Genomic DNA, 21,829 nt, shown 5'->3' on the forward strand with positions numbered 1-21,829 from the left:
TATTTTAGCGAGCTTTCACCTGGCAAAGCGCCCGTGCGCCCGCCGCAAGTGTGGCTTCGTCTTTTGCGAAAGAGAGACGGATCAATTTATTGTCGGTTCCATCCGTGTAGAACGCCGAAAGCGGGATAGTTGCTACACCGTGATCAACAATCAGACGTTTTACCATTTCGCTGTCTGATTCGTCACTGAAATCTGCATAACTGGCTAACATAAAAAACGATCCGGCTGAAGGCAGCAGGCGGAACGGCGACTCCTCTAGCAGTTCCGCCAGCGTGTCGCGTTTGCGCTGATAAAATTCGCCCAAGCCCAGATAATTAGCTGGCTCACGCAGATAGTCTGCAAAAGCGAACTGCATCGGTGTGTCGGCGGAATACATCATGAACTGATGAACCTTAACCAGCTCATCCATCAGTTCAGCCGGCGCCAGGCAGTAGCCCACTCGCCAGCCGGTCACGTGAAAGGTTTTGCCAAAGGAGGAGATGATAATGCTGCGCTGCGCCAGCTCAGCATGGGTCGCCATCCCCTGATGCTGCCGCCCGTCAAACAGGATATGTTCATACACCTCATCTGAGAGCACCACAATATTGGTATTGCGGGTAATTGCCGCCAGTTCGTCGAGATCGGCGCGTGAGAGAACCTGCGCGCTGGGATTATGGGGTGTGTTAATAATGATCATACGCGTGCGGGAGGTTACTGCGGCACGCACTTCATCCCAGTTGATGGCGAAGTCGGGTACCTGGAGCTTCAGGCCCACCGGCACGCCGCCCTGCAGACGCACCACCGGCGCATAGCTGTCAAAGGCGGGTTCAAAAAAGATCACTTCATCTCCCGGATGAACCAGGCCGCCAATGGCTGCATAGATCCCCTGGCTTGCGCTACCGGTAATCAGCACTTCGCTTGCCGCATCGTACCGCTGGCCATAAAGAGTCTCTACCTTGCTGGCGAGCACTTCCTTCAGCGCGGCCAAACCGGTCATCGGGGCGTACTGGTTGTGGCCCTGCTCCATCGCCTGGGTTACGCCGTTAATCAGCGCCGCATCACAGGGGAAATTAGGCGCTCCCTGCGACAGGTTGATGGCATTATGCTGAGCAGACAGCTGCCCGATAACAGAAAAAATGGTGGTGCCAACGTCCGGTAATTTTGAGCGTTGTTGTACGCTGGATTTAATGGGCATGCTCTCTCCGGTGAGGATGAATGGCGCGATTAGCCTATTCAACGTGAGCGACCTTGAGCCGACAAGCGAATTGTTGTCATAATAGCCATGACTTTTAAACATAGCTCAGAGGGTAACAATGTCACGGCGTACGCTTCCCCTTAATGCCATCCATGCCTTTATTGTTACTGCCCGTCACCTGAACCTGACCCGTGCAGCGGGAGAGCTCTGTATTACTCAGGGCGCGGTGAGCCGTAAAATCGCCTCGCTGGAGAGCTGGCTGGGCTTTGCACTTTTCGAGCGTCATGCCAGAGGATTAACGCTGACTGACCAGGGCGCAGCGCTGTTACCGGCAATGAAAACCGCATTTGAGCAGATGATGCAGGCAGCCGAACAGGCCAGCAAAACGCACGGGGCGATCCGCCTGAAGGCGCCTACCTGCGCCATGCGCTGGCTGGTGCCGAAGCTGGTGGCTCTGGAACAGGCTCAGCCCGATCTCCATGTTTCGCTCACCACCACCGTCGACCACAGCAGCCAGCTGGATAATCATGACGTGGCCATTTTATACGGCAGCGCCCCATCCGGTAGCCGGCATCTGTTTGATGAAGCGTTAACGCCGGTGATGGCCCCCACTTCGCAGGACAAAAAATTAATCACGGCAGCGGAGTTATCAGGGTTCACCTTTTTGCATCCTACGGCGGATGGCCGCGACTGGCAGCTCTGGCTGGCGCAGCAGCAGGCAGAGGTGACCATGAAGCGTAACCAGCATTTTGATACGATGGATTTAGCCATCAGTGCCGCTATTCAGGGATTTGGCGTGACGGTAGCGGATGTAACGCTTATCGAGGCGGATCTCGCCATGAAGCGGCTGATCGCCCCTTTTAAGGAAAAGGTGAAAACGGGCGCGGTCTACAGCCTGATCCAGCGCCCGCCTGAAGAAGCGCCACCGCAGCTTGCTGCTTTGGTGGCGTGGCTCTGTCAGCCGGCTTAGAAAGAAACCCACTCGTCCGCAGATGCGGCGGCAGGCTTAGCCATCAGCGGACGGGCAGCCGTTTGTACTGACCGGGCTGGCGCTTTTGGCGTGGCCGTGGCCGTTGGCGAGAGGCGGAACTTCGATACAGAGAGCGTCAGCTCTTCGGTCTGCCGCTCAAGCGAGCTGGCCGCAGCGGAGACCTGCTCCACCAGCGAGGCGTTCTGCTGCGTCACGCTATCCATTTCGGTAATGGCGATGCCGACCTGAGAGATGCCTTTGCTCTGCTCTTCAGAGGCGGAAGCGATCTGTTTCATGATTTCCGTCACTTCGCCTACCGCTTTCAGGATCTCATCCATCGTGCTGCCCGCTTCGCCCACCAGCCGCGAGCCGTTGCTGGCGCGCATAACGGAATCCGCTATCAGCGTTTCAATCTCTTTCGCTGCACCGGCACTTCGCTGCGCGAGGTTACGCACTTCGCTGGCTACTACAGCAAACCCGCGACCCTGTTCGCCAGCCCGTGCAGCTTCAACCGCAGCGTTAAGCGCCAGGATGTTGGTCTGGAAAGCAATGCTGTTAATCACGCTGGTGATTTCGGCAATCTTGTTCGAGCTGCCGGCAATCCCCTGCATCGTGGTGACCACATCGCCCACCAGCTTGCCGCCTTTACTGGCGGTCACGGAAGCTGACTGCGCCAGCTCGCTGGCCTGACGGGCGTTGTCGGCATTAAATTTCACGGTGGCGGTGAGTTGCTCCATGCTGGCGGCCGTTTGCTCCAGCGCCGCAGCCTGCTCTTCGGTACGTGATGCCAGATCGTTATTGCCTGATGAGATTTCGGCAGCGCCGCGATAGATGTTGTCGGTGCCGCTGCGAATGGCGCTCACGGCTTCCCGCAGGCTGTCCTGCATGGCGCTTAACAGGGGAACCAGTTTACCCACGCAGTTACGGCCGATATCCTGCAGAGGATGGCTGAGGTCGCCTTCCGCAATCAGGCGGAACTGTTCGCGCATGCTGTCCAGCGGACGCACCAGCATTTTGACCAGATAACGGTCGGTAAACAGCAGGATAAACAGGCCAATAATCACCGCCACCACGATGACGATTTTAGTCATATCGGTGAGATGGTCGACGTTGACGCGGGTGGCGTCCAGTTTTGCGCCCGCTGCCAGATTGAATTTGTCGACGGAGGAGCCGAATTCACGGCTCAGCGGCGGCGTTACGGTGGTGGCATGGCGACGGAAATTATCCATGTTTCCCTGCTGAGCCAGCTGCATTTGTGGCAGTACGCCCTGATCGAGCAGTTTCTGCCAGCTGGCAATAACGTCGCCAGAATAGCTGACGTCCATCGGGCCTGGGGCCTGGGCTTTAAAGTCATCGAGCAGCTTCGCCATGTTATCAAGCGCTTTCTGCACCGAGGCCATATCTGCCGCCGCCGAGGCGCTGCCAGCCTGTCGTGATTCCACCGCGCGGGTCAGACGGGTGATAAAGCGGAAATATTGATCGTTCCCTTTACTCAGGGTGGTCATTTGATTAACCAGTTCACGATCGACCTCATTGCCTTTGCCGAGGGCATTCAGGGAATAGACGCTGTACATGCCTACGGCGGACCACATCAGGCAAAACAGCCCAAGGACCCAGAGCATCACGCTGCGGATGGTAAAATTTCTTAACAAGTTCATAACTACTCCGTAACGGTATCAGACCGGATAACATCGCCTTTTGGATCGGGCGCTTATCCGGAGTTATCGGCACGAAGTGGTAAACCCTGAGAAATTATTGGTTGCTATTCAGAACGTTACAAACTTGCTCATTTTACTTAACTCTTTGCTTATGTTACTGATTTCAGCAACCCGCTGCCAGGATCTATTTTACCGGGAAAATTATTTTGTTAAGCAATTACTCTTTTAACCGCACCATACCTTTCATTAACAGACGAAACAGCTGCGTACGTCGCCGCATAAAGCGTTTTTCCAGCTTCACCACCGCCTGGCCCTTTTCGCCAAACCGCATCACTTTATCTTGCCACGGACGCCACGCCGGCCAGCTGACTTCGCCTTCCAGATCGTGGGAGAACTCACTCGCGTGACGGGCGAAATTCAACCAGTATTCGCTGACCAGTTTTGCAAAGTTACGGTCATTTTCCGTGAAGGGTCGGGCATTGTTCTCCGCATTCAGCGCATCAAGCGTGTCCAGTACATAAGGGATTTCATTGCCATGCCAGGTGCCGTTCAGGTAGATGTCGCGCGCATTCTCAGAAACATAGTCAAAGTAATAGCGCCAGGCGGGCATACCGTTGCGGTACTGCGCCAGCGCTGCAATGTAACCCATTGTGGTGAATGTCATATCGCGGGCCACCAGGCGGCCCAGCTCGGCATCGTCGTAAACGCCATCATAGAGCAGACGGATCATTTTCAGCCGGAATCCCACTCGCTGCGTTTTCCTGACCTGCTCAATCACTGTCGCCGGATCCACACCGAAGTAGCTCAGGACGCTGGCTTCGTCACTGTTGCTGCCGATGAGCAGAGGGAGCCGGAGCTGTTTCGCCCCGGTAAAGACGCTGAGCACAGGCTCAGGCAGAACGCAGTCGCCGAAGATAGCGACTGGCCCGTTAGTCAGGGAGGCGTCAAGCGACCAGAAGGCATCTGCGGGCAAAGCGCGGAGCTGTTCTGCCGTCGCGTTGTGCAGATTGAAATGGCTGGCCAGCCGCACGCCTCTCTCTGACGCTTTCTCACGGGGAATATCTGGCAGCGTATAGGCGCTTTGCGCAATTCCTTTATGGAAAAGCCCGGCCGCCAGCGGAGAGGAAAACAGGGACAATACGCTGCGAGCGCCGGATGACTCCCCCATAATGGTGACGTTGCTGCTGTCGCCGCCAAAGTTGGCGATGTTACGCTGGACCCATTGCAGGGCAGCTATCTGATCAAGCAGGGCGAAATTATTGACGATCTCCCCCTCACGATACTCTTTATCCAGTGCCGGATGAGCAAAGAAACCCAGATGTCCCAGACGGTAGTTGAGGGTGACCACCACCACGCCGCGCGAAGCCAGCGGTAAACCGACATAGGGAGTCAGGCTGCCCGCACCCAAAGTAAAGCCTCCGCCGTGGATCCACACCATAACGGGCATCGGGCGGGCTGGTTCCAGATCGGGCGTCCAGACATTAAGATAGAGGCAGTCCTCGCTGAATGCGCCGGGATCGCCGCCTCCCACCGCGATACAATAGTCACGGTTTTGCCAGCTTGCGCTTCCCCAGGCGGTGGCATCACGCTCCCCCTGCCACGGCCTGACCGGTTTTGGCGGTTTCCAGCGTAATTCACCAACGGGCGGAGCAGCATAAGGAACGCCCCGGAAGACAAAAACACCCTCTTCAAGACTCCCGCGAAGAGCGCCTTCTGCAGTAGCAGTCCTTAACAAACGATCGTGTTTCATCATCTCATCCTGAAGTATCTGCCGATCATTATTTGCAGCAGTGAGACGAAAGTCCAATCATTCAGGCCATTTGCGGATTATGCTGATCGCCAGCAGAAAGAGACGCTGGCGAGAAAACTTCTCTTCTCCCTGGCGAGCCGGTCAGTTTTTGCTGGCTATTTGTTACCCATTTATTATTAAGGATTTGATCATGTTTGCGGCCCTGAATAGTGGTTTTTCACGCCTCGCTGACCATCCGGACTTGGGTAAGCTGCTGCTGCGCCTGGCCTTTGGCATTTTGCTGCTGTTTCACGGTGAGTTTAAAGTTATACATGGCACAGGCTGGATTGCCACGCTGCTTAAAGCGCACGGTATACCGGGCTTTGTAGCTTATGGGGCTTATATCGGGGAAGTTATCGCCCCGCTGATGATCATTATTGGTCTGCTCACCCGCCCTGCGGCATTTATCATTGCGGTGAACCTGGTGGTGGCTACGTTACTGGTCAAAACCGGCGCATTTTGGGACCGCACAAACGTGGGAGCCTGGGCACTGGAGGGAGAAGCGCTTTATCTGTTTGGTGCGCTGGCAATCATGTTTTCCGGGGCGGGAAAATACGCCTTAATCCGCAATCCCCGCCTGCAATAAAAATCGGGGGCACAGGCTGTGCCCCTTAATTTACTGCACGCTTACGCCGCATCGGGCCAGGCTTGCGGCCTGCCGCTGCGCATACAAGGCGATTTCGTCCTGGATTTTTGCCCCTAACGCCTTTTCGAACTCTGCCTGACTGCTTTGCCCCTGGCTGCGCGGCCTGGCGTCGCTGCCCAGATTGGACTGGAAAATCCCTGCGGCGCTGACCGGCAGGAAATCTTCGTAAATCATCGGCGTCGCTTCAATTAATCCTTCGGCAAGCAAGGCTTCTACCGACTGCGGTTGCCTGAGCCGTTCAGGGTCTGCGCGGCCCTTGTCGGTCAGCCGGTAAGTGAACCACGCCAGCTGCTCCTGGCGTAACAAATTAGCATCGTCCGGGAAATCCTGAAAAGTGGCCTTCAGAAGCTGCTGATGCGTGAGATTATCCGCGCCGGTTTCACTCTGTGCCAAAAGCCGATCGTAGAGCGCGCGTCCTTTAGCGGTCAGCGCAACCCCACGCTGCTCAATTTCACCAAAGCGGGCCGTATGCGTGCCCGGACCATCCTGAAACCTGACGGGTTCATCCAGCGCTTTAAAGCTGGTCTGCCGCAGCAAAATGGGCACGCGACGGCGAGGCGGCCCTTCGATAATCATTTTGGGGGTGATGCCCGCTTCAGGCATCAACGCCTGCACCCGATCGATATCCAGCGTGCGCGGCGTCAGGTGGTTGATATGACAGCCAGGGAAGCAAACCACGTCCGCTATCAGTCTGTGCTGCGCCAGCAACGCCTGATACGTTTTGCCATCCACCGTAGTCTGCTGATGCCAGCGAAACGTTTCCAGCGCTTCCCCGATAAAGCTTTCTGCCTGCCGGGCGTCAAGACCGCCCTGCTTTTCGCAAAGGCTGACCAGTTCCCGACAGCGCGGGGTGAAGATATCGCGCGCCGCCAGAATCTCTGCCGCCTGCTGACGCAGCGCCGGATCGTCAATCAGTTCCAGTCGCAGCAACGAGGTAAACAACCGGAAAGGGTTGGCGTTAAGCGCCTCATCATCCAGCGGACGAAATGCCGTTGAGTGTACCGGCACACCAGCCTGAGAGAGATCGTAATAGCCCACCGGATACATGCCCATAATGGCAAACACTCGCCTCAGCATCACCAGCTCTGCTGCTGTCCCCACGCGAATAGCGCCGTGGCGTTCAACGTCGAGCCGGGCGAGTTCATTATCGCGAACCAACTGCTGTTTCAGCTGCGGCTCCTGCTCCAGCACCTCTTTATTTACCTGCGCCACCAGCCTCAGCAAGGTTCCATACTGCGGCACTTCCTGCTGATACATCGCCGACATCGCGCTGGCAAAGCTGGCGCGAATAGCGTTGGCGGAAACCCATGCACTTTCCATTTTTTGCCTCCCGATAGCCTGTTGCTGTCAGAGTACTGGAAAGTAACAGCTACGGAGAAAATTATTGATAAAGTGTGATCGCGACAGAGGTCAGCCTAACGCCGGTAGCCATAGCGGTATTTTGTCAGTAGCAGAAGTGAGGTCAGTACGGCGGGGATCGCCAGACTTAAGAAGACATCGGTAATATCCCAGCCCATTGCCAGCATTTGCGCACCGGCAAATGCGCTGAGGATCGCGCCGATTCGGCCCATGCCATGCATCCAGCTTGAGCCGGTTGCCCGTGCGTGCGTGGGATAGTAGCTGGCAGAGAGCGCATTCATTCCGGTATTAGCACCGTTCAGGCAAAACCCGCTGCTGAAGGCCACCAGGCTCAGGATCAGCGTATGCGCAGGGGCAAAACCTATCGCGACGGTGGCAATAGCCCCGATAAAATAGATGGCGGCCAGCGCCAGATTGGCATTAAAGCGGTCCATCATCCAGCCGGCAAACAGCGATCCAACCGTGCCGCCCGCCTGATACATTGCGGTCACCAGCGCCGCCTGTGTCACCGTCATTCCCATGTTTTTGATCAAACTGGGCAGCCAGCTGCCAATCAGATAGACCAGAAACAGCCCCATAAAATAGGCACCCCATAACAAGGTGCTGCCCAGGAGGTAGGGACGACTCAGCACCAGCCTGGCGGAACCCTGGCTCTGCGCCTTTAGCGGCATAACAAATTCGCGTCCGGCGAGGGGATAGTCCGGCGACATTCTGGCGACAATTTTACGGATCTGCTCGCTGGGTGCCTGGCGGGAAATCAGAAAGCGAACGGATTCGGGCAGCCCTCTCAGCAATACCGGTACAATCAGCAGCGGCAGCAATCCGCCCATAATCAACACGGAATGCCAGCCAAAGGCTGGAATAAGCCAGGAGGCGGCAAAACCGCCCCCTGCCGCGCCAAAGGTGAAGCCACAGAAAACCACGGTAATAATGAAAGCGCGTTTACGTTCCGGGGAATATTCGGCAACCAGCGTACTGACGTTCGGCATTGCTGCCCCCAGGCCCAGTCCGGTCAGGAAGCGAAACAGCATCATCTGCTCGCTGTTTTGTGACAACGCGGTGACCAGCGTCCAGAGACCAAAGAAGAATACGCTGCTGATAATCACCACACGGCGGCCAAAACGGTCTGCCAGCGGACCAGCCACCATCGCGCCGGAGGCAAGGCCAATCAACGCTGCGCTGATCACTATGCCTAACTGATGGGTTGTAACGCCCCAGTCGCTTTTCAGCGCGGGCGCAATAAAGCCCATCAGGGCGATATCCATGCCATCCATGGCCACCACGGCAAAGCACAGGGCAATAATACGTTGCTGGTAACGGCTGACGCTGCCCTGATTAATCAAGGCACGCACATCAATCGCAGCGGTATTCTCCACGTAAGCGCTCCATAAGCCAGTCTGTCGCGGCGCTGGCCTCTTTGTCCTGAAAAAAGTGTGCGATATAATAACGGATTGTCCGTCACCGCACCTGACTAATTCGCGCTGCATGCCGGAAAGCGTGCTTATGCAGCATTCTTAAAGGCGTTTAGATAATCAGTGCTGATGGTTATCTGCTCAGAGAGGCCTTAAAAGTGATGGAAAACTGTGCAAAAGCGGTGAATGTTAAATAAATTTTGCAATAAGGTTAACAGATTTCTTCTGTGCGGCTTGCCTGTTCACCGGCCCACTGCTTACGCTGGGGTATGGATAAAAATTACCAGTTTAATCAGCGCATTCGCCTGCGCCATCTGCACACCTTTGTCGCCGTTGCTCAGCAAGGGACGCTGGGGCGTGCCGCCGAAACGCTCTCTCTCAGTCAGCCAGCCCTCTCTAAGACGCTGAACGAACTGGAAGAGCTGGCGGGTGCCAGATTATTTGAGCGAGGCCGCCTGGGCGCCCAGTTAACCACCATGGGCGAACAATTTCTGACCCATGCCGTGCGGGTGCTGGATGCCCTTAACCATGCCGGACAATCCTTTACGCCTTCAGAACTTGATGAACCTGCAGTGCTACGCACCGGCGTGCTGACTACGGTGGCGTTGGGTATGCTGCCTTCGATCCTGGACCGCTTTCATCAGTTACAGCCGCAGGCTATTGTCCAGGTAGCGACCCTGCACAACAATGTGCTGCTTGCCGGACTCAGGGCGGGTGAATTTGACGTTGGCATTGGCCGGATGGCCGACCCCGATATGATGGCAGGATTAAGCTATGAACTGCTGTTTATGGAGTCGCTGCGGTTGGTAGTACGGCCAGGACATCCCCTCTTGAGTGACAACGTCACGCTGTCGAAAGCTCTGTCGTGGCCGGTGGTGATCTCTCCGGAGGGCACGGCGCCACGAAGGCTGGCCGACGAGATGATAAAAGAGCACGGTTGCCGGTTGCCTTCCACGCTGGTGGAAACTTCCGCCACTTCACTGGCCCGACAGCTTGCGCTCCGCTACAACTACGTCTGGTTTGTGCCTTCAGGCGCGATTAAGGAGGATTTGCTGCATAATTCCCTTGCTGCCCTGCCCATAGCCGCACACGGACCGGGCGAGTCAGTTGGTATTATTACCCGCTCCGGCGCGCCATTAAGCCTGTGTGCGCAAGTGTTTATGGCTACTGCGCGAAAATCTCATTCCGGCTAGCCGCGTTCAGCGACTGTGCTTGGCGTGACGTTCCCTGTTCTCCAGTCGCGCCTGCTCACTTTTACGCAACCCAACGTAGCATGCTCCGCTGCCGCCATGATGAGGTTGGGCAGTGCAATAGGCCTGCACCTGCTCAAACTGCTGCAGCCAGCGGTCAAGATAGCTGCGCACAATATTCGCATGTGACCCCTCTTCACGGCCTTTACCATGCACAATCAGCAGGTTGCGATAATTCTCCTGCTCGGCCTGCAGCATAAAGTTAAAGAGCTGCTGCCGACAGCTTTCCACGGGCTGTCTGATAAGATTAAGCGTGGCGTTTTGGGCATATTTCCCCATGCGCAGCTTCTCCAGGACGCCCTGTTGAATGCCTTCTGCTTTGAACTCCAGCGGCGTGGTAAGGGGTACAATGGTGAGATACCCCGTGGTCAGAGGATTATCCAACTGCAGGTCATGCAGGGTAGCGCGGACCGGTTTCGTTGCGGGGGATTTCAGCCAGTGTACGTTAGCGCAATCCTTAAGCGGTGTGACGTCTTCCATGGCATCTTTGAACAAATCCCAATCGTCAAATTCCATCATGCAGGTCCCCCGTTGAACTGGAAAAGAGGAAAGCGAGTTACCCGGCTAGTTTAGCAAAACCGCGCCGGGATGCGATCCTCTTAATTATTTAGCCCAAGAGCAAAACGCGCGCTTGCCTCATCGGTAACCAGTCCCGACATCCAGCCGCCACGAAGAGCTGCCGCAATCGCCCGATGTTTTTCTGCTCCGCCAGCGAAGGCGATAACGCTACGTTGCGTTTGCGCCGTGAGTTCGACGCTGGTTAGCCTCTCATCCAGTTCACTGCGCACGCGCTCGCCATCCTCGCCAATAAAATGGCCCAGCATTTCAGCCACCACATGCTGCTTCACCAGTTGGCTTACCTGATTGTCGCTGATGAATCCGTCCGCATTAAGCGGGCACCCTGCTGCAACCTGACCGATGCCGACAAACATCACGTCAGCCTGTGCGGCCTTATCCGTGACGGTACGGTAGATGCGGTGATGGCACCAGAGCGCACGATCCTCCGCGCTGTCGGCATAAAGCGGTGCAGGCAGAATAAAATAGCGGCCCTGAGTTTTTTCAGCCATCCACAGCGGCACATCATAACGGGTACAGGAGCCGTCGCTGGCTATGGCGCCAATCAGTGAGACACAGCTGTGCTGTGGGCGTTCGAACTCCGGCAACTCATCAATGGTGGCGCGAAGCGTCCGCCCCGATCCCACGGCAATTATCTGCGGCTGCTCCTGCTTCAGGGTTTGCGCCATTACCTCTGCCCCAGCTACCGCAATCATCTGCTGCAAACCAGCCGATTCAACGCCCGAGGAAGGCACAACCTGGCAGAGTTGCAGCTGGAAACGCGCTTTAAGCTGCTCCGCCAGCGTCATACAGTCAGCCACCGGATGCGTAATGTTTACGCTGACCAGCCCCTCTTCCACCGCCAGCGCTACCAGGCGCTGCGCGACCTGGCGCGAAACACCGAGTTTGTCGGCGATATCATGCTGCGTCTCGCCCGCTACGTAATACATCCAGGCGGCCCGTGCAGCCTGGTCCAGTTTCTTATTATGTTTGCTCATTGCTCTTTTCCCCGCGTTTTACTCATCCTGGTCCGAATAATTGCCCGAATGGTGGGCAAAAGCAATTTTTGTGATCTCTCCCGCAGACACCCGGCCCGGAGATCCCCAGGCTATAGTCATATCAGGCAAAAGCTCTCATCGAGAGCAAAAGCCCAAACCAGGAGATAATGATGAATTTAACCGCCCCCTCTGTCTGGCTGCATATTGGCGCAGGATCGTTCCACCGCGCCCATCAGGCCTGGTATCTTCACCGTTTGCTGAAGGCAGGCGATAACCGGTGGGAGATTGCCTTAAGCAATATTCGCGATGACGCAGTGCCCCTGCTCACCGCTCTTGCTGAGCAAAACGGCGAATATACGCTGGAAACGGTAACACCGGAAGGCGAACGGAGTTATGAAAAAATCACCTCTGTCAAAAAGCTGATCCCGTGGGATGCAGAGCTGCAAGGTTTGATTACCCAGGGTGCCGATCCCCGCACCAGAGTGATCGCTTTTACCGTTACCGAGAGCGGCTACTATTTAGATACAGAGCATCAGCTTGATGCTGTTCATCCCGATATTAAAGCGGATATTGACGGGGAAGTCCGAACAATTTATGGCGCGCTTACCCGTGTATTAAAGGCACGAATGCAGGCGCATGGCGAACCCGTGACGCTGTTGAACTGCGATAATTTACGTCACAACGGTGAGCGCTTCCGCCAGGGTTTTCTGACCTTTTTACAGCTGCGTAAGGAAGAAGCCCTGCATGCCTGGGTAACCACGCACACTACTTCCCCAAATACGATGGTTGACCGGATCACGCCACGCCCTACGGCCGACATCGCGCCACGCGTGCTGGCCGCTACAGGATTTGCAGATAAAGCCCCGGTGATGGCCGAAGCCTTTATTCAGTGGGTGATCGAGGATGATTTCGCCGCAGGACGACCCGCGCTGGAAAATGTAGGCGTGGAGATGGTGGCGTCGGTGCTGCCGTGGGAGGAAGCCAAAATCCGCATACTGAACGCCAGTCACAGCTGCATCGCCTGGGCCGGGACGCTGGTCGGGCAGGACTATATTCATCAGAGTACGCAAACTCAGGAGATTAAAGAGATGGCCTGGGAGTATGTCACCCAGGACGTTATCCCTTCGCTAATGCCCAGCCCGCTGGATCTCGAAGCCTATCGCGATGTGGTGCTGGCGCGCTTTGCCAATCCCTATATTCGGGATACTAACCAACGCGTGGCGGCAGACGGGCTATCTAAAATCCCAGGTTTTATTACTCCGACCCTGATTGAAAGCTACCAGCGCGGAGAGACCCCGAGAGCAACGACGCTGCTGCCTGCCCTGTTTTTCCTCTTTTTACAGCGCTGGCACCAGGGCGAGCTTCCTTATCACTATCAGGATGGCGCGCTGGATGCTGAAGCCCTGCACGCCTTGCTAAGCCAGAAAGATGCGCTGGCGCGGTTTGCCGCAAACAGCGCTCTGTTTGGCTCACTGGCATCCAGCAGCGACTTTGCTCAACTGTTGCACAGCGCCGTTGCCAGCCTGCAAAGCTGGGCAAAACACCCTCAACCCGTCACTGAATAAGGAGTCGTTATGTACCTTGGAATTGATGCCGGGACATCGGAAATCAAAGCGCTGGTGATTGATGCGCAGGGTGGCATCCTCGCTACGGCAGGGGCAAAACTGACTCTGCAGCGCCCTCATCCTCACTGGTGTGAACAGGATCCTGCCGAATGGTGGCAGGCATTGCAGCAGGCCATAACGGAATTACGGCAAAAGGTCGGCAACGGTTGGGGCGAAATCCGCGCCATTGGTCTTTCGGGGCAGATGCACGGTGCCGTCCTGCTCGATAATCAGGACAGGGTACTGCGTCCCTGCATTTTGTGGAATGACATGCGCAGCGCGGCTGAGTGTCGTGAACTCACCGCGCTGGCGACCGATTTGCACAGCGTTACCGGCAATCTGGCGATGCCCGGCTTCACGGCACCCAAATTGCTCTGGGTGGCTCGACATGAGCCAGAGATTTTCCAACAAACGGCCTGCGTCCTGCTGCCAAAAGATTATCTGCGCTGGAAAATGAGCGGTGAGAAGCTGAGCGATATGTCCGATGCGGCAGGCACACTCTGGCTGGATGTGGCGAAGCGTGACTGGTCTGACAGCCTGTTATCCTCCTGCGGCCTGACCCGCGCCCAGATGCCGGGGCTGGTTGAAGGTTCCGAACCTGCCGGCAAGCTCCGGGCGGAACTGGCTCGTCAGTGGGGATTGAGCGAGAAAGTGATTATTGCCGGTGGCGGCGGTGACAATGCGGCCAGCGCTGTGGGAATTGGGGCAGTGGCGCCGGGGGACGCTTTTATCTCTCTGGGAACCTCGGGCGTGCTGTTTACCGTCAACGACAGCTTTCGCCCCAACCCATCATCGGCGGTACATGCTTTCTGCCATGCGTTACCCCACCGCTGGCATCAGATGAGCGTGATGCTGACTGCCGCCAGCGGCCTGCGCTGGCTGTGTGATTTGCTTGGCGCATCGGAAACCACGCTTCTCTCGGAAGTGGCAACGCTAAGCCAGGCTGACTGTCACAGCGCCCCGCTATTCCTGCCCTATCTCTCGGGGGAAAGGACGCCGCACAACGATCCGCAGGCAACAGGTGCCTTTCATGGATTAACGCACACTACCCAGCGCGCCTTGCTGGCTTATGCCGTACTGGAGGGGGTGACCTTCGGCATAGCTGACGGGCTGAAAGCGCTGGAGGAAGCAGGAACCTCGCTGGAATGCTGCTCACTAATTGGCGGTGGCGCTCGCAGTCCCTGGTGGGCTCAGCTGATAGCCGACGTACTCAACATGCCCATCGTTACCCATCAGGGCGGCGAAGCGGGCGGCGCGCTCGGTGCCGCCAGGCTGGGATGGCTGGCGGTTGGCGGAGATGAGGCTGAGGTTTGCCAGAAACCGCCGGTGCTCCAGCGCTATCTCCCTGATGCCGGTCGCCATCACTTGCTGCAAAAACGACTCGCCTGGTTCCGGCTGCTTTACCAACAACAGCTTGAGGCTCGCGCACTCGGCTTTTAACCCTGTCCGGCGACAACTGTCGTCCGGCTGCTGTTAAGGAAATAAGATGAAATCAGCAACAAACTGGTTCGGTCTCCCCATCCCTTTAATCTGGGGCTATATCGCTATCGCCATGTTTATGAGTGGTGATGGGTTTGAAATGGCATTTCTGTCAAAACACATTACGGATTTAGGGTTTACCCCAGCTGAATCTGCGCTGGTATTTACGATTTATGGTGGTGCCGCGGCGCTGGCAGCCTGGAGTTCCGGCGTGGTAGCGGAAATTATTACCCCTCAGCGTGCCATGAGGATTGGGTTTATCCTGTGGGTGGTGATGCATATCCTGTTTATGACGCTGGGACTGGGCATGCGTAACTATCCGCTGATGCTGCTGTTTTACGGTATTCGCGGGCTGGCTTATCCCCTCTTTATCTACTCTTTCGTGATGCTGGTGGTGCAGAACGTGCCGAAACATCAGCTCTCATCGGCTATGGGCTGGTTCTGGGCCATGTACTCTGTCGGCATTGGCTGCATAGGGAGCTATCTGCCCAGCTTTACCATTCCCTGGATTGGCGAAACCGGCACGCTCTGGTTTGCGATTGCGTGGGTGGTGGTGGGAGGTGTGATGGCCATGACGCTGTTGCGTAATGTGGGTGGGGAGAGCGAAAAGGCTAACCTGACGACCAGAGAGAAGTTTACCGAGCTTTCCAGAGCGGTCACCATCCTCTTTACTAATCGCAATATCTTCCTCGCCTGTCTAATCAGGATCATTAATACGCTGTCGCTGTTTGGCTTCGCGGTAGTGATGCCGATGCTGTTTGTTGGCCGCCTTGGCTTTACCATGTCGGAATGGCTGCAAATCTGGGCAGTCTTCTTCTTTGTCACCATTTTCACCAACATCATGTGGGGCGTGCTGGGCGAATATATCGGCTGGATACGTCAGGTACGGTGGTTTGGCTGCCTGGGCTGCGCCCTCTCCAGCCTGGCGTTTTATTATCTGCCGGTGACCTTCGGGCATAATTACTGGATTGCCATGATACCTGCGGTGATGCTGGGAATAACGGTGGCGGCCTTTGTACCTATGACGGCTGTTTTTCCGGTGCTGGAGCCTGAACACAAAGGCGCGGCTATTTCCATTTATAATCTTTCCGCCGGTTTGAGTAACTTCCTTGCGCCAGCCATCGCTTCACTGGTTCTGCCGTTCTTTGATATCGTCGGGGTTGTCTGGACCTATACCGGCTTATATCTGGTAGCGGGGATCCTGACGCTGATCATCAAAGTAGAGCAACCTGCCCGTATTGCAACAAAAGATAAAATAAAGTCCCGCCCTGCGGTGATTACTGCGGATAACAATTCATAAAACCCACTAAAGTCAATACTTTCAACGGGATGCTGGTAGCAGAACAGCATCCCTGCTCTTTATGTGCCTAAAACTGCTCGGATCAGTTCCCTTCGTTAACAAAAAATTGTAAAATTGACCCCAATCAATAATCAGTCGAGCGTATCACTATGATCCCAGAAAAGCGTGTTATCAACAGACGTATTCAGTCTGGCGGTTGTGCGATTCACTGTCAGGATTGCAGCATCAGCCAGCTCTGTATTCCCTTCACGCTGAACGAGCATGAGCTTGATCAGCTGGATAATATTATCGAACGCAAAAAGCCGATCCAGAAAGGCCAGACGCTGTTCAAAGCTGGGGATGAACTGAAGTCGTTGTACGCCATCCGTTCCGGGACCATCAAGAGCTACACGATTACCGAACAGGGTGATGAGCAGATTACAGGTTTCCACCTGGCCGGTGACCTGGTAGGGTTCGATGCCATTAACGGCGGTCAGCACCCGAGTTTCTCTCAGGCGCTGGAAACGGCGATGGTTTGCGAAATCCCGTTTGAAACCCTTGACGATCTCTCAGGCAAAATGCCGAGCCTGCGTCAGCAGATGATGCGCTTGATGAGCGGCGAGATTAAGGGAGACCAGGAGATGATCCTGCTACTTTCCAAGAAAAATGCGGAAGAGCGCCTGGCGGCCTTTATTTATGGCCTCTCCCGTCGCTTTGCCGAACGCGGTTTTTCACCGCGTGAATTCAGGCTGACCATGACCCGTGGGGATATCGGCAATTATCTTGGCTTAACGGTTGAAACCATCAGCCGTCTGCTGGGCCGTTTCCAGAAAAGCGGAATGCTGGCGGTGAAAGGCAAGTACATCACTATTGAAGATCACGATGTGCTGTCGCAACTGGCCGGACAGAGCCGCGCCATCGCCTGATCCCTGTTAACCGGGTTACGCTGTTAACCCGGTTAACAGCGTAACCCGGTTTCTTCCTGCCTCCTTCATGCGCTCACCGGTAATTTTTTTAAAATCCCGATGATAAATTCTGCCCTGCCATCCCGGTTCTCTTTCCCCTCTCCTTACCCACTGTACTGCCGTAAATAGTCTGCTTATTATTAGTTATAATATTGATCCCGCTATAACTTTTTCCTTCTGCGCGGCCTCTGATTGGGCTATCTTTAAGCTAACCAGCGTTTGGAGATCCCATTATGGCTAAATATCAAAATATTCTCGTGGCTGTCGATCCGCAGCAGGATGACCAGCCAGCGCTCCGCCGTGCTGTTTATCTGAACCAGCGCCTTGGTGGCCGGATCACAGCCTTCCTGCCTATTTATGACTTTTCCTATGAGATGACGACCCTGCTTTCACCGGACGAGCGTACCACCATGCGTAAAGGGGTGGTAAGTCAGCGCACCGAGTGGATCCGCGACCAGGCTCAGGCTTATCTGGAAGCGGGCGTAGAGATTGATATCAAGGTTATCTGGCATAACCGTCCCTATGAGGCGATTATTCAGGAAGTCCTGAATGGCCGTTATGACCTGGTGCTGAAAATGGCGCACCAGCATGACCGCTTGCAGTCGGTGGTCTTCACCCCAACCGACTGGCACCTGCTGCGCAAATGCCCCTGCCCGGTCTGGATGGTGAAAGACCAACCCTGGCCGGAAGGCGGTCGCGCCGTTGTCGCCGTAAATCTGGCCAGTGAAGAGCCGCATCACGACCCGCTGAATACCAAACTGGTGAAAGAAACGCTGGAGATGGCTAATTTGGTTAATCATACGGAAGTGCATCTGGTCGGGGCTTACCCGATTACGCCAATCAATATCGCCATTGAACTGCCCGACTTTGATCCCAGCGTCTATAACGATGCCATCCGCGGTCAGCATCTGCTGGCGATGAAAGCGTTACGGCAGAAATTCAGTATCGACGAAAAATTCACCCATGTGGACAAAGGGCTTCCTGAAGAGGTTATTCCCAACCTGGCGGAGCATCTGGATGCAGGCGTGGTGGTATTAGGGACTATAGGGCGAACAGGCCTTTCGGCAGCTTTCCTGGGCAATACCGCCGAACAGGTTATTGACCATCTGCGTTGCGATCTGCTGGCGATCAAACCAGACGGATTTGTCTCTCCGGTTGAACTGGATGATGACGAAGACGACTGAGCCTGACTGCAGAAAATAAAAAGGCCAGCTTAGCTGGCCCTCTTCAATAATAAACCCCACCTAGGGTGGGGTTTATGCTTATAACGCTTTCAGAATTGCATCGACGGTTGCTTTCGCATCGCCAAACAGCATCTGCGTGTTCTCTTTGAAGAACAGCGGATTTTGCACACCGGCATAACCGGTATTCATCGAACGCTTAAACACCACGACGTTCTGCGCTTTCCACACTTCCAGCACCGGCATGCCAGCGATTGGACTGCGAGGATCTTCCTGCGCGGCCGGGTTAACCGTATCATTTGCGCCGATCACCAGTACCGTATCTGTGTCGCTGAAATCTTCATTGATTTCATCCATTTCCAGCACGATATCGTAAGGAACGCGCGCCTCAGCGAGCAGGACGTTCATGTGTCCTGGCAGACGACCGGCTACGGGATGGATGCCAAAGCGAACCTTGATGCCACGTGCGCGCAGCTTCTCGGTAATTTCGGCCACCGGATACTGAGCCTGCGCCACCGCCATGCCGTAGCCCGGCGTGATGATCACCGTGCTGGAGTTTTTCAGCAGCTCTGCCGTTGCCTGCGCATCAATCTCGCGATGCTCGCCCGCTTCATCAGTTTCACCGGTTGAACTGCTGTCGGTGCCAAAGCCGCCCGCGATCACGCTGATAAATGAGCGGTTCATCGCCTTACACATGATGTAAGAGAGAATTGCCCCGCTTGACCCCACCAGCGCGCCGGTCACGATCAGCAGATCGTTGCTGAGCATAAAGCCTGCCGCCGCCGCTGCCCAGCCTGAATAGGAGTTCAGCATAGAGACCACTACCGGCATGTCTGCGCCGCCAATTGAAGCGACCAGATGCCAACCAAAGGCCAGCGCAATCAGCGTCATAATCAGCAGAGCAAAGACCTGTACGCCAACGCTGTCAGTGCGGACAAAGGCGATCAGCAGGCAGAGTGAGACAACCAGCGCGAGCAGATTGAGCTTATGACGATGCGGCAGCATCAGCGGACGGGAAGAGATCTTCCCGCGCAGCTTGCCAAATGCCACCAGCGATCCGGTGAAGGTCACCGCGCCAATGAAGATTCCTACAAACACTTCGGTAAGGTGGATATTTTCCAGTACCGCGTCCAGGCCAGGAGCATGGTCGAGATAGCTGTTGAAGCCCACCAGCACCGCAGCCAGGCCAACAAAGCTGTGCAGTACGGCAACCAGCTCAGGCATTTCGGTCATTTCGACCTTTTTCGCCAGCCGGGTGCCGATGGCGCCACCAATCACCATCGCCACCAGTACCCAGCCGACGTTGCCGCTGTCCGGTCCCAGCAGGGTAGCCACCAGCGCGATAGCCATCCCGCTCATGCCAAACAGGTTGCCCTGCTTAGAGGTTTCATGTTTTGACAGCCCAGCCAGGCTGCATATAAAAAGAATTGCGGCAACAATGTATGCTGCAGTCACTAATCCGCCAGACATTGATTACCCCTTAGTTCTTACGAAACATTTTCAGCATGCGCTGAGTCACGGTGAAACCACCGAAAATATTGATACTGGCAATCAGCACCGCGATAAACGACAGGAAGCTGACCCAGCCGCCGTGTCCGATTTGCAGCACCGCGCCGACCACGATAATCCCGGAGATCGCATTGGTTACCGACATCAGTGGCGTATGCAGGGCATGACTGACATTCCAGACCACGTAGTAACCCACTACGCAGGAGAGCGCGAACACCGTAAAGTGAGAAAGGAAGGCGGCAGGAGCCGCATTGGCGAACCAGCCAAAAAGGATAACTGCCAACGCAAACAGCGCATATTTGCGGAACGGAGAGACGGGTTTCTTCTCCTCTTTCTCAACCGTTTTCGCCGCTGCTGGCGTCGCTTTAGGGGCAGCAGACACCTGAATCGGTGGCGCTGGCCAGGTGACTTCGCCGTCACGAATGACCGTCACGCCGCGAATAACCACATCATCGAAATCCACGGTGATTTCACCGTTTTTCTCTTTACAGAGCAGCTTCAGCAGATTGACCAGGTTAGTGCCGTACAGCTGTGACGACTGGGTAGGCAGACGACTTGGCAGATCGGTATAGCCGATAATTTTTACGCCGTTGTCGGTAGTGGTCACCTGGTCGGCCACCGTGAGTTCACAGTTGCCGCCGGTTTGTGCCGCCAGATCGACAATCACGCTGCCAGGCTTCATTGAAGCCACCATATCGGCAGTAATCAGCTTCGGTGCGGGACGACCCGGGATCAGCGCGGTGGTGACGATGATATCCACCTCTTCTGCCTGGGCGGCAAACAGCGCCATCTCTGCCTTGATAAAGGCTTCTGACATCACTTTTGCATAGCCGTCGCCGCTGCCCGCTTCCTCCTCAAAATCGAGTTCAAGGAACTCGGCGCCCATGCTCTGGACCTGCTCTTTGACTTCCGGACGGGTATCAAAAGCACGAACAATGGCACCAAGGCTGCCAGCTGCGCCGATTGCCGCAAGGCCAGCCACGCCCGCGCCAATTACCATCACTTTTGCTGGCGGCACCTTACCTGCGGCGGTGATTTGCCCGGTAAAGAAGCGGCCAAACTCATGGGCTGCCTCAACAATCGCCCGATAACCGGCAATGTTGGCCATGGAACTTAATGCATCAAGTGACTGCGCGCGCGAGATACGGGGCACCGCATCCATCGACATCACGGTGACCTTGCGGGCAGCCAGCTTTTCCAGTAAATCGGGATTTTGCGCAGGCCAGATAAAGCTGACCAGCGTGCTGCCCTCTTTGGTTAACGCAATCTCTTCTTCAGTGGGTGCATTGACCTTCAGAATGATGTCTGACTGCCAGACGGTGGCGGTATCCACCAGGGTAGCGCCAGCTGCGACATAGGCGGCATCATCAAAGCTCGCCAGTTTCCCTGCGTCGCGCTCTATGGCGACGGTAAAACCAAGCCCCAGTAGCTGCTCTACCGTTTTTGGCGTGGCAGCAACCCGGGCTTCGTTGGGCAAGCGCTCTTTGGTTATTCCAATTAGCATAATATTCCCTTTCATCAGAGGTAAATTGATGGTTGGTCCTGACTGTCACGGCCCGAATGACCGCGACAGGATCTGTTTCAAACTGTTTATAACCTACTGAAAATATGTGCTGCGATCCAGCCGCAGCGGGCCGGTTCACGGCTTTTCATACAATAATTCAGAGGCAGGCAGCAAAAGCAGCACGTTGCGGCTGAATTTATTCGATAATAGCGCATAATCTGCTGGCTAAAAAAGTGTATTGACCAATTAATGAAATAGAAAAGACACTATTTAACAATGAATTAACTTAATTAGTGGTATCAATAACCAGCTTAAGTGGTAAGCGGCGGGCTAACAGCGCAATTTAACAATTTATTAATATCATTAAGCGCTCCGGCAAAACGAAGCGCGACAGATGACTCAAAATGGCTGAGACAGCAGGCATTATTACATGTAATAATCGGTAGCTAATCTGTTACACATCAAGAGTCCAGCACGTTTTCGTACTCATTTTTTGC

General features: G+C 55.3%; 17 protein-coding genes. 8 read left to right on the forward strand and 9 right to left on the reverse strand.

The window, feature by feature from the left end:
• Positions 1-4 precede the first annotated feature (4 nt).
• Entirely contained in the window at positions 5-1,174 is a 1,170-nt protein-coding gene (locus SD961_RS09930) for a methionine aminotransferase (protein WP_318790209.1), read from the reverse strand.
• A 118-nt stretch (positions 1,175-1,292) separates the two neighbouring features.
• Between SD961_RS09930 and SD961_RS09935 the strand changes: the two genes are divergently transcribed.
• On the forward strand, positions 1,293-2,144 hold the full coding sequence (locus SD961_RS09935; protein ID WP_318790210.1) for a LysR substrate-binding domain-containing protein: 852 nt from the start codon (positions 1,293-1,295) through the stop codon (positions 2,142-2,144).
• Here the strand turns inward: SD961_RS09935 and SD961_RS09940 are convergent.
• Together SD961_RS09940 and SD961_RS09945 are read right to left on the reverse strand one after the other, a co-directional pair.
• Positions 2,141-3,802 (reverse strand): methyl-accepting chemotaxis protein, encoded by a 1,662-nt coding sequence (locus SD961_RS09940; protein ID WP_318790211.1) that lies wholly within the window; start codon positions 3,800-3,802, stop codon positions 2,141-2,143. The genes SD961_RS09935 and SD961_RS09940 overlap by 4 nt on opposite strands.
• A 217-nt stretch (positions 3,803-4,019) precedes the next feature.
• The gene (locus SD961_RS09945) at positions 4,020-5,552 is read right to left on the reverse strand and encodes a carboxylesterase/lipase family protein (RefSeq protein WP_318790485.1); all 1,533 of its coding nucleotides are present in this window, start codon (positions 5,550-5,552) and stop codon (positions 4,020-4,022) included.
• Between the two features lie 190 nt (positions 5,553-5,742).
• Here SD961_RS09945 and SD961_RS09950 point away from each other — a divergent pair, with 190 nt between their 5' ends.
• Positions 5,743-6,177, forward strand: a complete 435-nt coding sequence (locus SD961_RS09950) for a DoxX family protein (RefSeq protein WP_318790212.1) — start codon at positions 5,743-5,745, stop codon at positions 6,175-6,177.
• A gap of 30 nt (positions 6,178-6,207) precedes the next feature.
• Here SD961_RS09950 and SD961_RS09955 read toward each other — a convergent pair whose 3' ends face one another.
• A complete protein-coding gene (locus tag SD961_RS09955) occupies positions 6,208-7,557 on the reverse strand; it encodes a VOC family protein (protein WP_318790213.1) in 1,350 nt (449 codons plus the stop codon).
• 95 nt (positions 7,558-7,652) lie between these two features.
• Entirely contained in the window at positions 7,653-8,972 is a 1,320-nt protein-coding gene (locus tag SD961_RS09960) for an aromatic acid/H+ symport family MFS transporter (RefSeq protein WP_318790214.1), read from the reverse strand.
• Between the two features lie 305 nt (positions 8,973-9,277).
• On the opposite strand from SD961_RS09960, the gene SD961_RS09965 reads away from it, so the two are divergent.
• Complete coding sequence (locus SD961_RS09965) at positions 9,278-10,201, forward strand: LysR substrate-binding domain-containing protein (protein ID WP_318790215.1); 924 nt, start codon at positions 9,278-9,280, stop codon at positions 10,199-10,201.
• A gap of 6 nt (positions 10,202-10,207) precedes the next feature.
• Here the strand turns inward: SD961_RS09965 and smrA are convergent, their stop codons facing one another.
• Together smrA and SD961_RS09975 are read right to left on the reverse strand one after the other, a co-directional pair.
• On the reverse strand, positions 10,208-10,774 hold the full coding sequence (gene smrA, locus SD961_RS09970) for a DNA endonuclease SmrA (RefSeq protein WP_318790486.1): 567 nt from the start codon (positions 10,772-10,774) through the stop codon (positions 10,208-10,210).
• A gap of 83 nt (positions 10,775-10,857) precedes the next feature.
• Positions 10,858-11,811, reverse strand: coding sequence for a sugar-binding transcriptional regulator (locus tag SD961_RS09975; protein WP_318790216.1), 954 nt, complete (start codon positions 11,809-11,811; stop codon positions 10,858-10,860).
• Between the two features lie 167 nt (positions 11,812-11,978).
• On the opposite strand from SD961_RS09975, the gene dalD reads away from it, so the two are divergent.
• The 5 genes from dalD to uspE all read left to right on the forward strand — a co-directional run bounded on the left by dalD (position 11,979) and on the right by uspE (position 18,322).
• The gene (gene dalD, locus SD961_RS09980; RefSeq protein ID WP_412916674.1) at positions 11,979-13,376 is read left to right on the forward strand and encodes a D-arabinitol 4-dehydrogenase; all 1,398 of its coding nucleotides are present in this window, start codon (positions 11,979-11,981) and stop codon (positions 13,374-13,376) included.
• Between the two features lie 9 nt (positions 13,377-13,385).
• On the forward strand, positions 13,386-14,855 hold the full coding sequence (gene xylB, locus SD961_RS09985; RefSeq protein WP_318790217.1) for a xylulokinase: 1,470 nt from the start codon (positions 13,386-13,388) through the stop codon (positions 14,853-14,855).
• Between the two features lie 46 nt (positions 14,856-14,901).
• Entirely contained in the window at positions 14,902-16,194 is a 1,293-nt protein-coding gene (locus SD961_RS09990) for an MFS transporter (RefSeq protein WP_318790218.1), read from the forward strand.
• 149 nt (positions 16,195-16,343) lie between these two features.
• Positions 16,344-17,099 carry an FNR family transcription factor gene (locus tag SD961_RS09995; protein ID WP_013202029.1) on the forward strand — a complete coding sequence of 252 codons (756 nt, stop codon included), beginning with the start codon at positions 16,344-16,346 and terminating at the stop codon, positions 17,097-17,099.
• 272 nt (positions 17,100-17,371) lie between these two features.
• Positions 17,372-18,322 carry a universal stress protein UspE gene (gene uspE / locus SD961_RS10000; protein WP_318790219.1) on the forward strand — a complete coding sequence of 317 codons (951 nt, stop codon included), beginning with the start codon at positions 17,372-17,374 and terminating at the stop codon, positions 18,320-18,322.
• A gap of 78 nt (positions 18,323-18,400) precedes the next feature.
• Here the strand turns inward: uspE and pntB are convergent, their stop codons facing one another.
• Together pntB and pntA are read right to left on the reverse strand one after the other, a co-directional pair.
• On the reverse strand, positions 18,401-19,789 hold the full coding sequence (gene pntB / locus SD961_RS10005; RefSeq protein ID WP_318790220.1) for a Re/Si-specific NAD(P)(+) transhydrogenase subunit beta: 1,389 nt from the start codon (positions 19,787-19,789) through the stop codon (positions 18,401-18,403).
• A gap of 10 nt (positions 19,790-19,799) precedes the next feature.
• Positions 19,800-21,332 (reverse strand): Re/Si-specific NAD(P)(+) transhydrogenase subunit alpha, encoded by a 1,533-nt coding sequence (gene pntA / locus SD961_RS10010; protein WP_318790221.1) that lies wholly within the window; start codon positions 21,330-21,332, stop codon positions 19,800-19,802.
• Between the last annotated feature and the right edge of the window lie 497 nt (positions 21,333-21,829).

The sequence above is a fragment of the Erwinia sp. MMLR14_017 genome, assembly GCF_033657285.1.
Taxonomy (GTDB): Bacteria; Pseudomonadota; Gammaproteobacteria; order Enterobacterales; family Enterobacteriaceae; genus Erwinia.

Coding starts and splice junctions, on each gene's coding strand:
- SD961_RS09930 (WP_318790209.1), bottom strand. CDS start 1,174: ATGCCCATTAAATCCAGCGTACAACAACGCTCAAAATTACCGGACGTT.
- SD961_RS09935 (WP_318790210.1), top strand. CDS start 1,293: ATGTCACGGCGTACGCTTCCCCTTAATGCCATCCATGCCTTTATTGTT.
- SD961_RS09940 (WP_318790211.1), bottom strand. CDS start 3,802: ATGAACTTGTTAAGAAATTTTACCATCCGCAGCGTGATGCTCTGGGTC.
- SD961_RS09945 (WP_318790485.1), bottom strand. CDS start 5,552: ATGAAACACGATCGTTTGTTAAGGACTGCTACTGCAGAAGGCGCTCTT.
- SD961_RS09950 (WP_318790212.1), top strand. CDS start 5,743: ATGTTTGCGGCCCTGAATAGTGGTTTTTCACGCCTCGCTGACCATCCG.
- SD961_RS09955 (WP_318790213.1), bottom strand. CDS start 7,557: ATGGAAAGTGCATGGGTTTCCGCCAACGCTATTCGCGCCAGCTTTGCC.
- SD961_RS09965 (WP_318790215.1), top strand. CDS start 9,278: ATGGATAAAAATTACCAGTTTAATCAGCGCATTCGCCTGCGCCATCTG.
- smrA (WP_318790486.1), bottom strand. CDS start 10,774: ATGGAATTTGACGATTGGGATTTGTTCAAAGATGCCATGGAAGACGTC.
- SD961_RS09975 (WP_318790216.1), bottom strand. CDS start 11,811: ATGAGCAAACATAATAAGAAACTGGACCAGGCTGCACGGGCCGCCTGG.
- dalD (WP_412916674.1), top strand. CDS start 11,979: ATGATGAATTTAACCGCCCCCTCTGTCTGGCTGCATATTGGCGCAGGA.
- xylB (WP_318790217.1), top strand. CDS start 13,386: ATGTACCTTGGAATTGATGCCGGGACATCGGAAATCAAAGCGCTGGTG.
- SD961_RS09990 (WP_318790218.1), top strand. CDS start 14,902: ATGAAATCAGCAACAAACTGGTTCGGTCTCCCCATCCCTTTAATCTGG.
- SD961_RS09995 (WP_013202029.1), top strand. CDS start 16,344: ATGATCCCAGAAAAGCGTGTTATCAACAGACGTATTCAGTCTGGCGGT.
- uspE (WP_318790219.1), top strand. CDS start 17,372: ATGGCTAAATATCAAAATATTCTCGTGGCTGTCGATCCGCAGCAGGAT.
- pntB (WP_318790220.1), bottom strand. CDS start 19,789: ATGTCTGGCGGATTAGTGACTGCAGCATACATTGTTGCCGCAATTCTT.
- pntA (WP_318790221.1), bottom strand. CDS start 21,332: ATGCTAATTGGAATAACCAAAGAGCGCTTGCCCAACGAAGCCCGGGTT.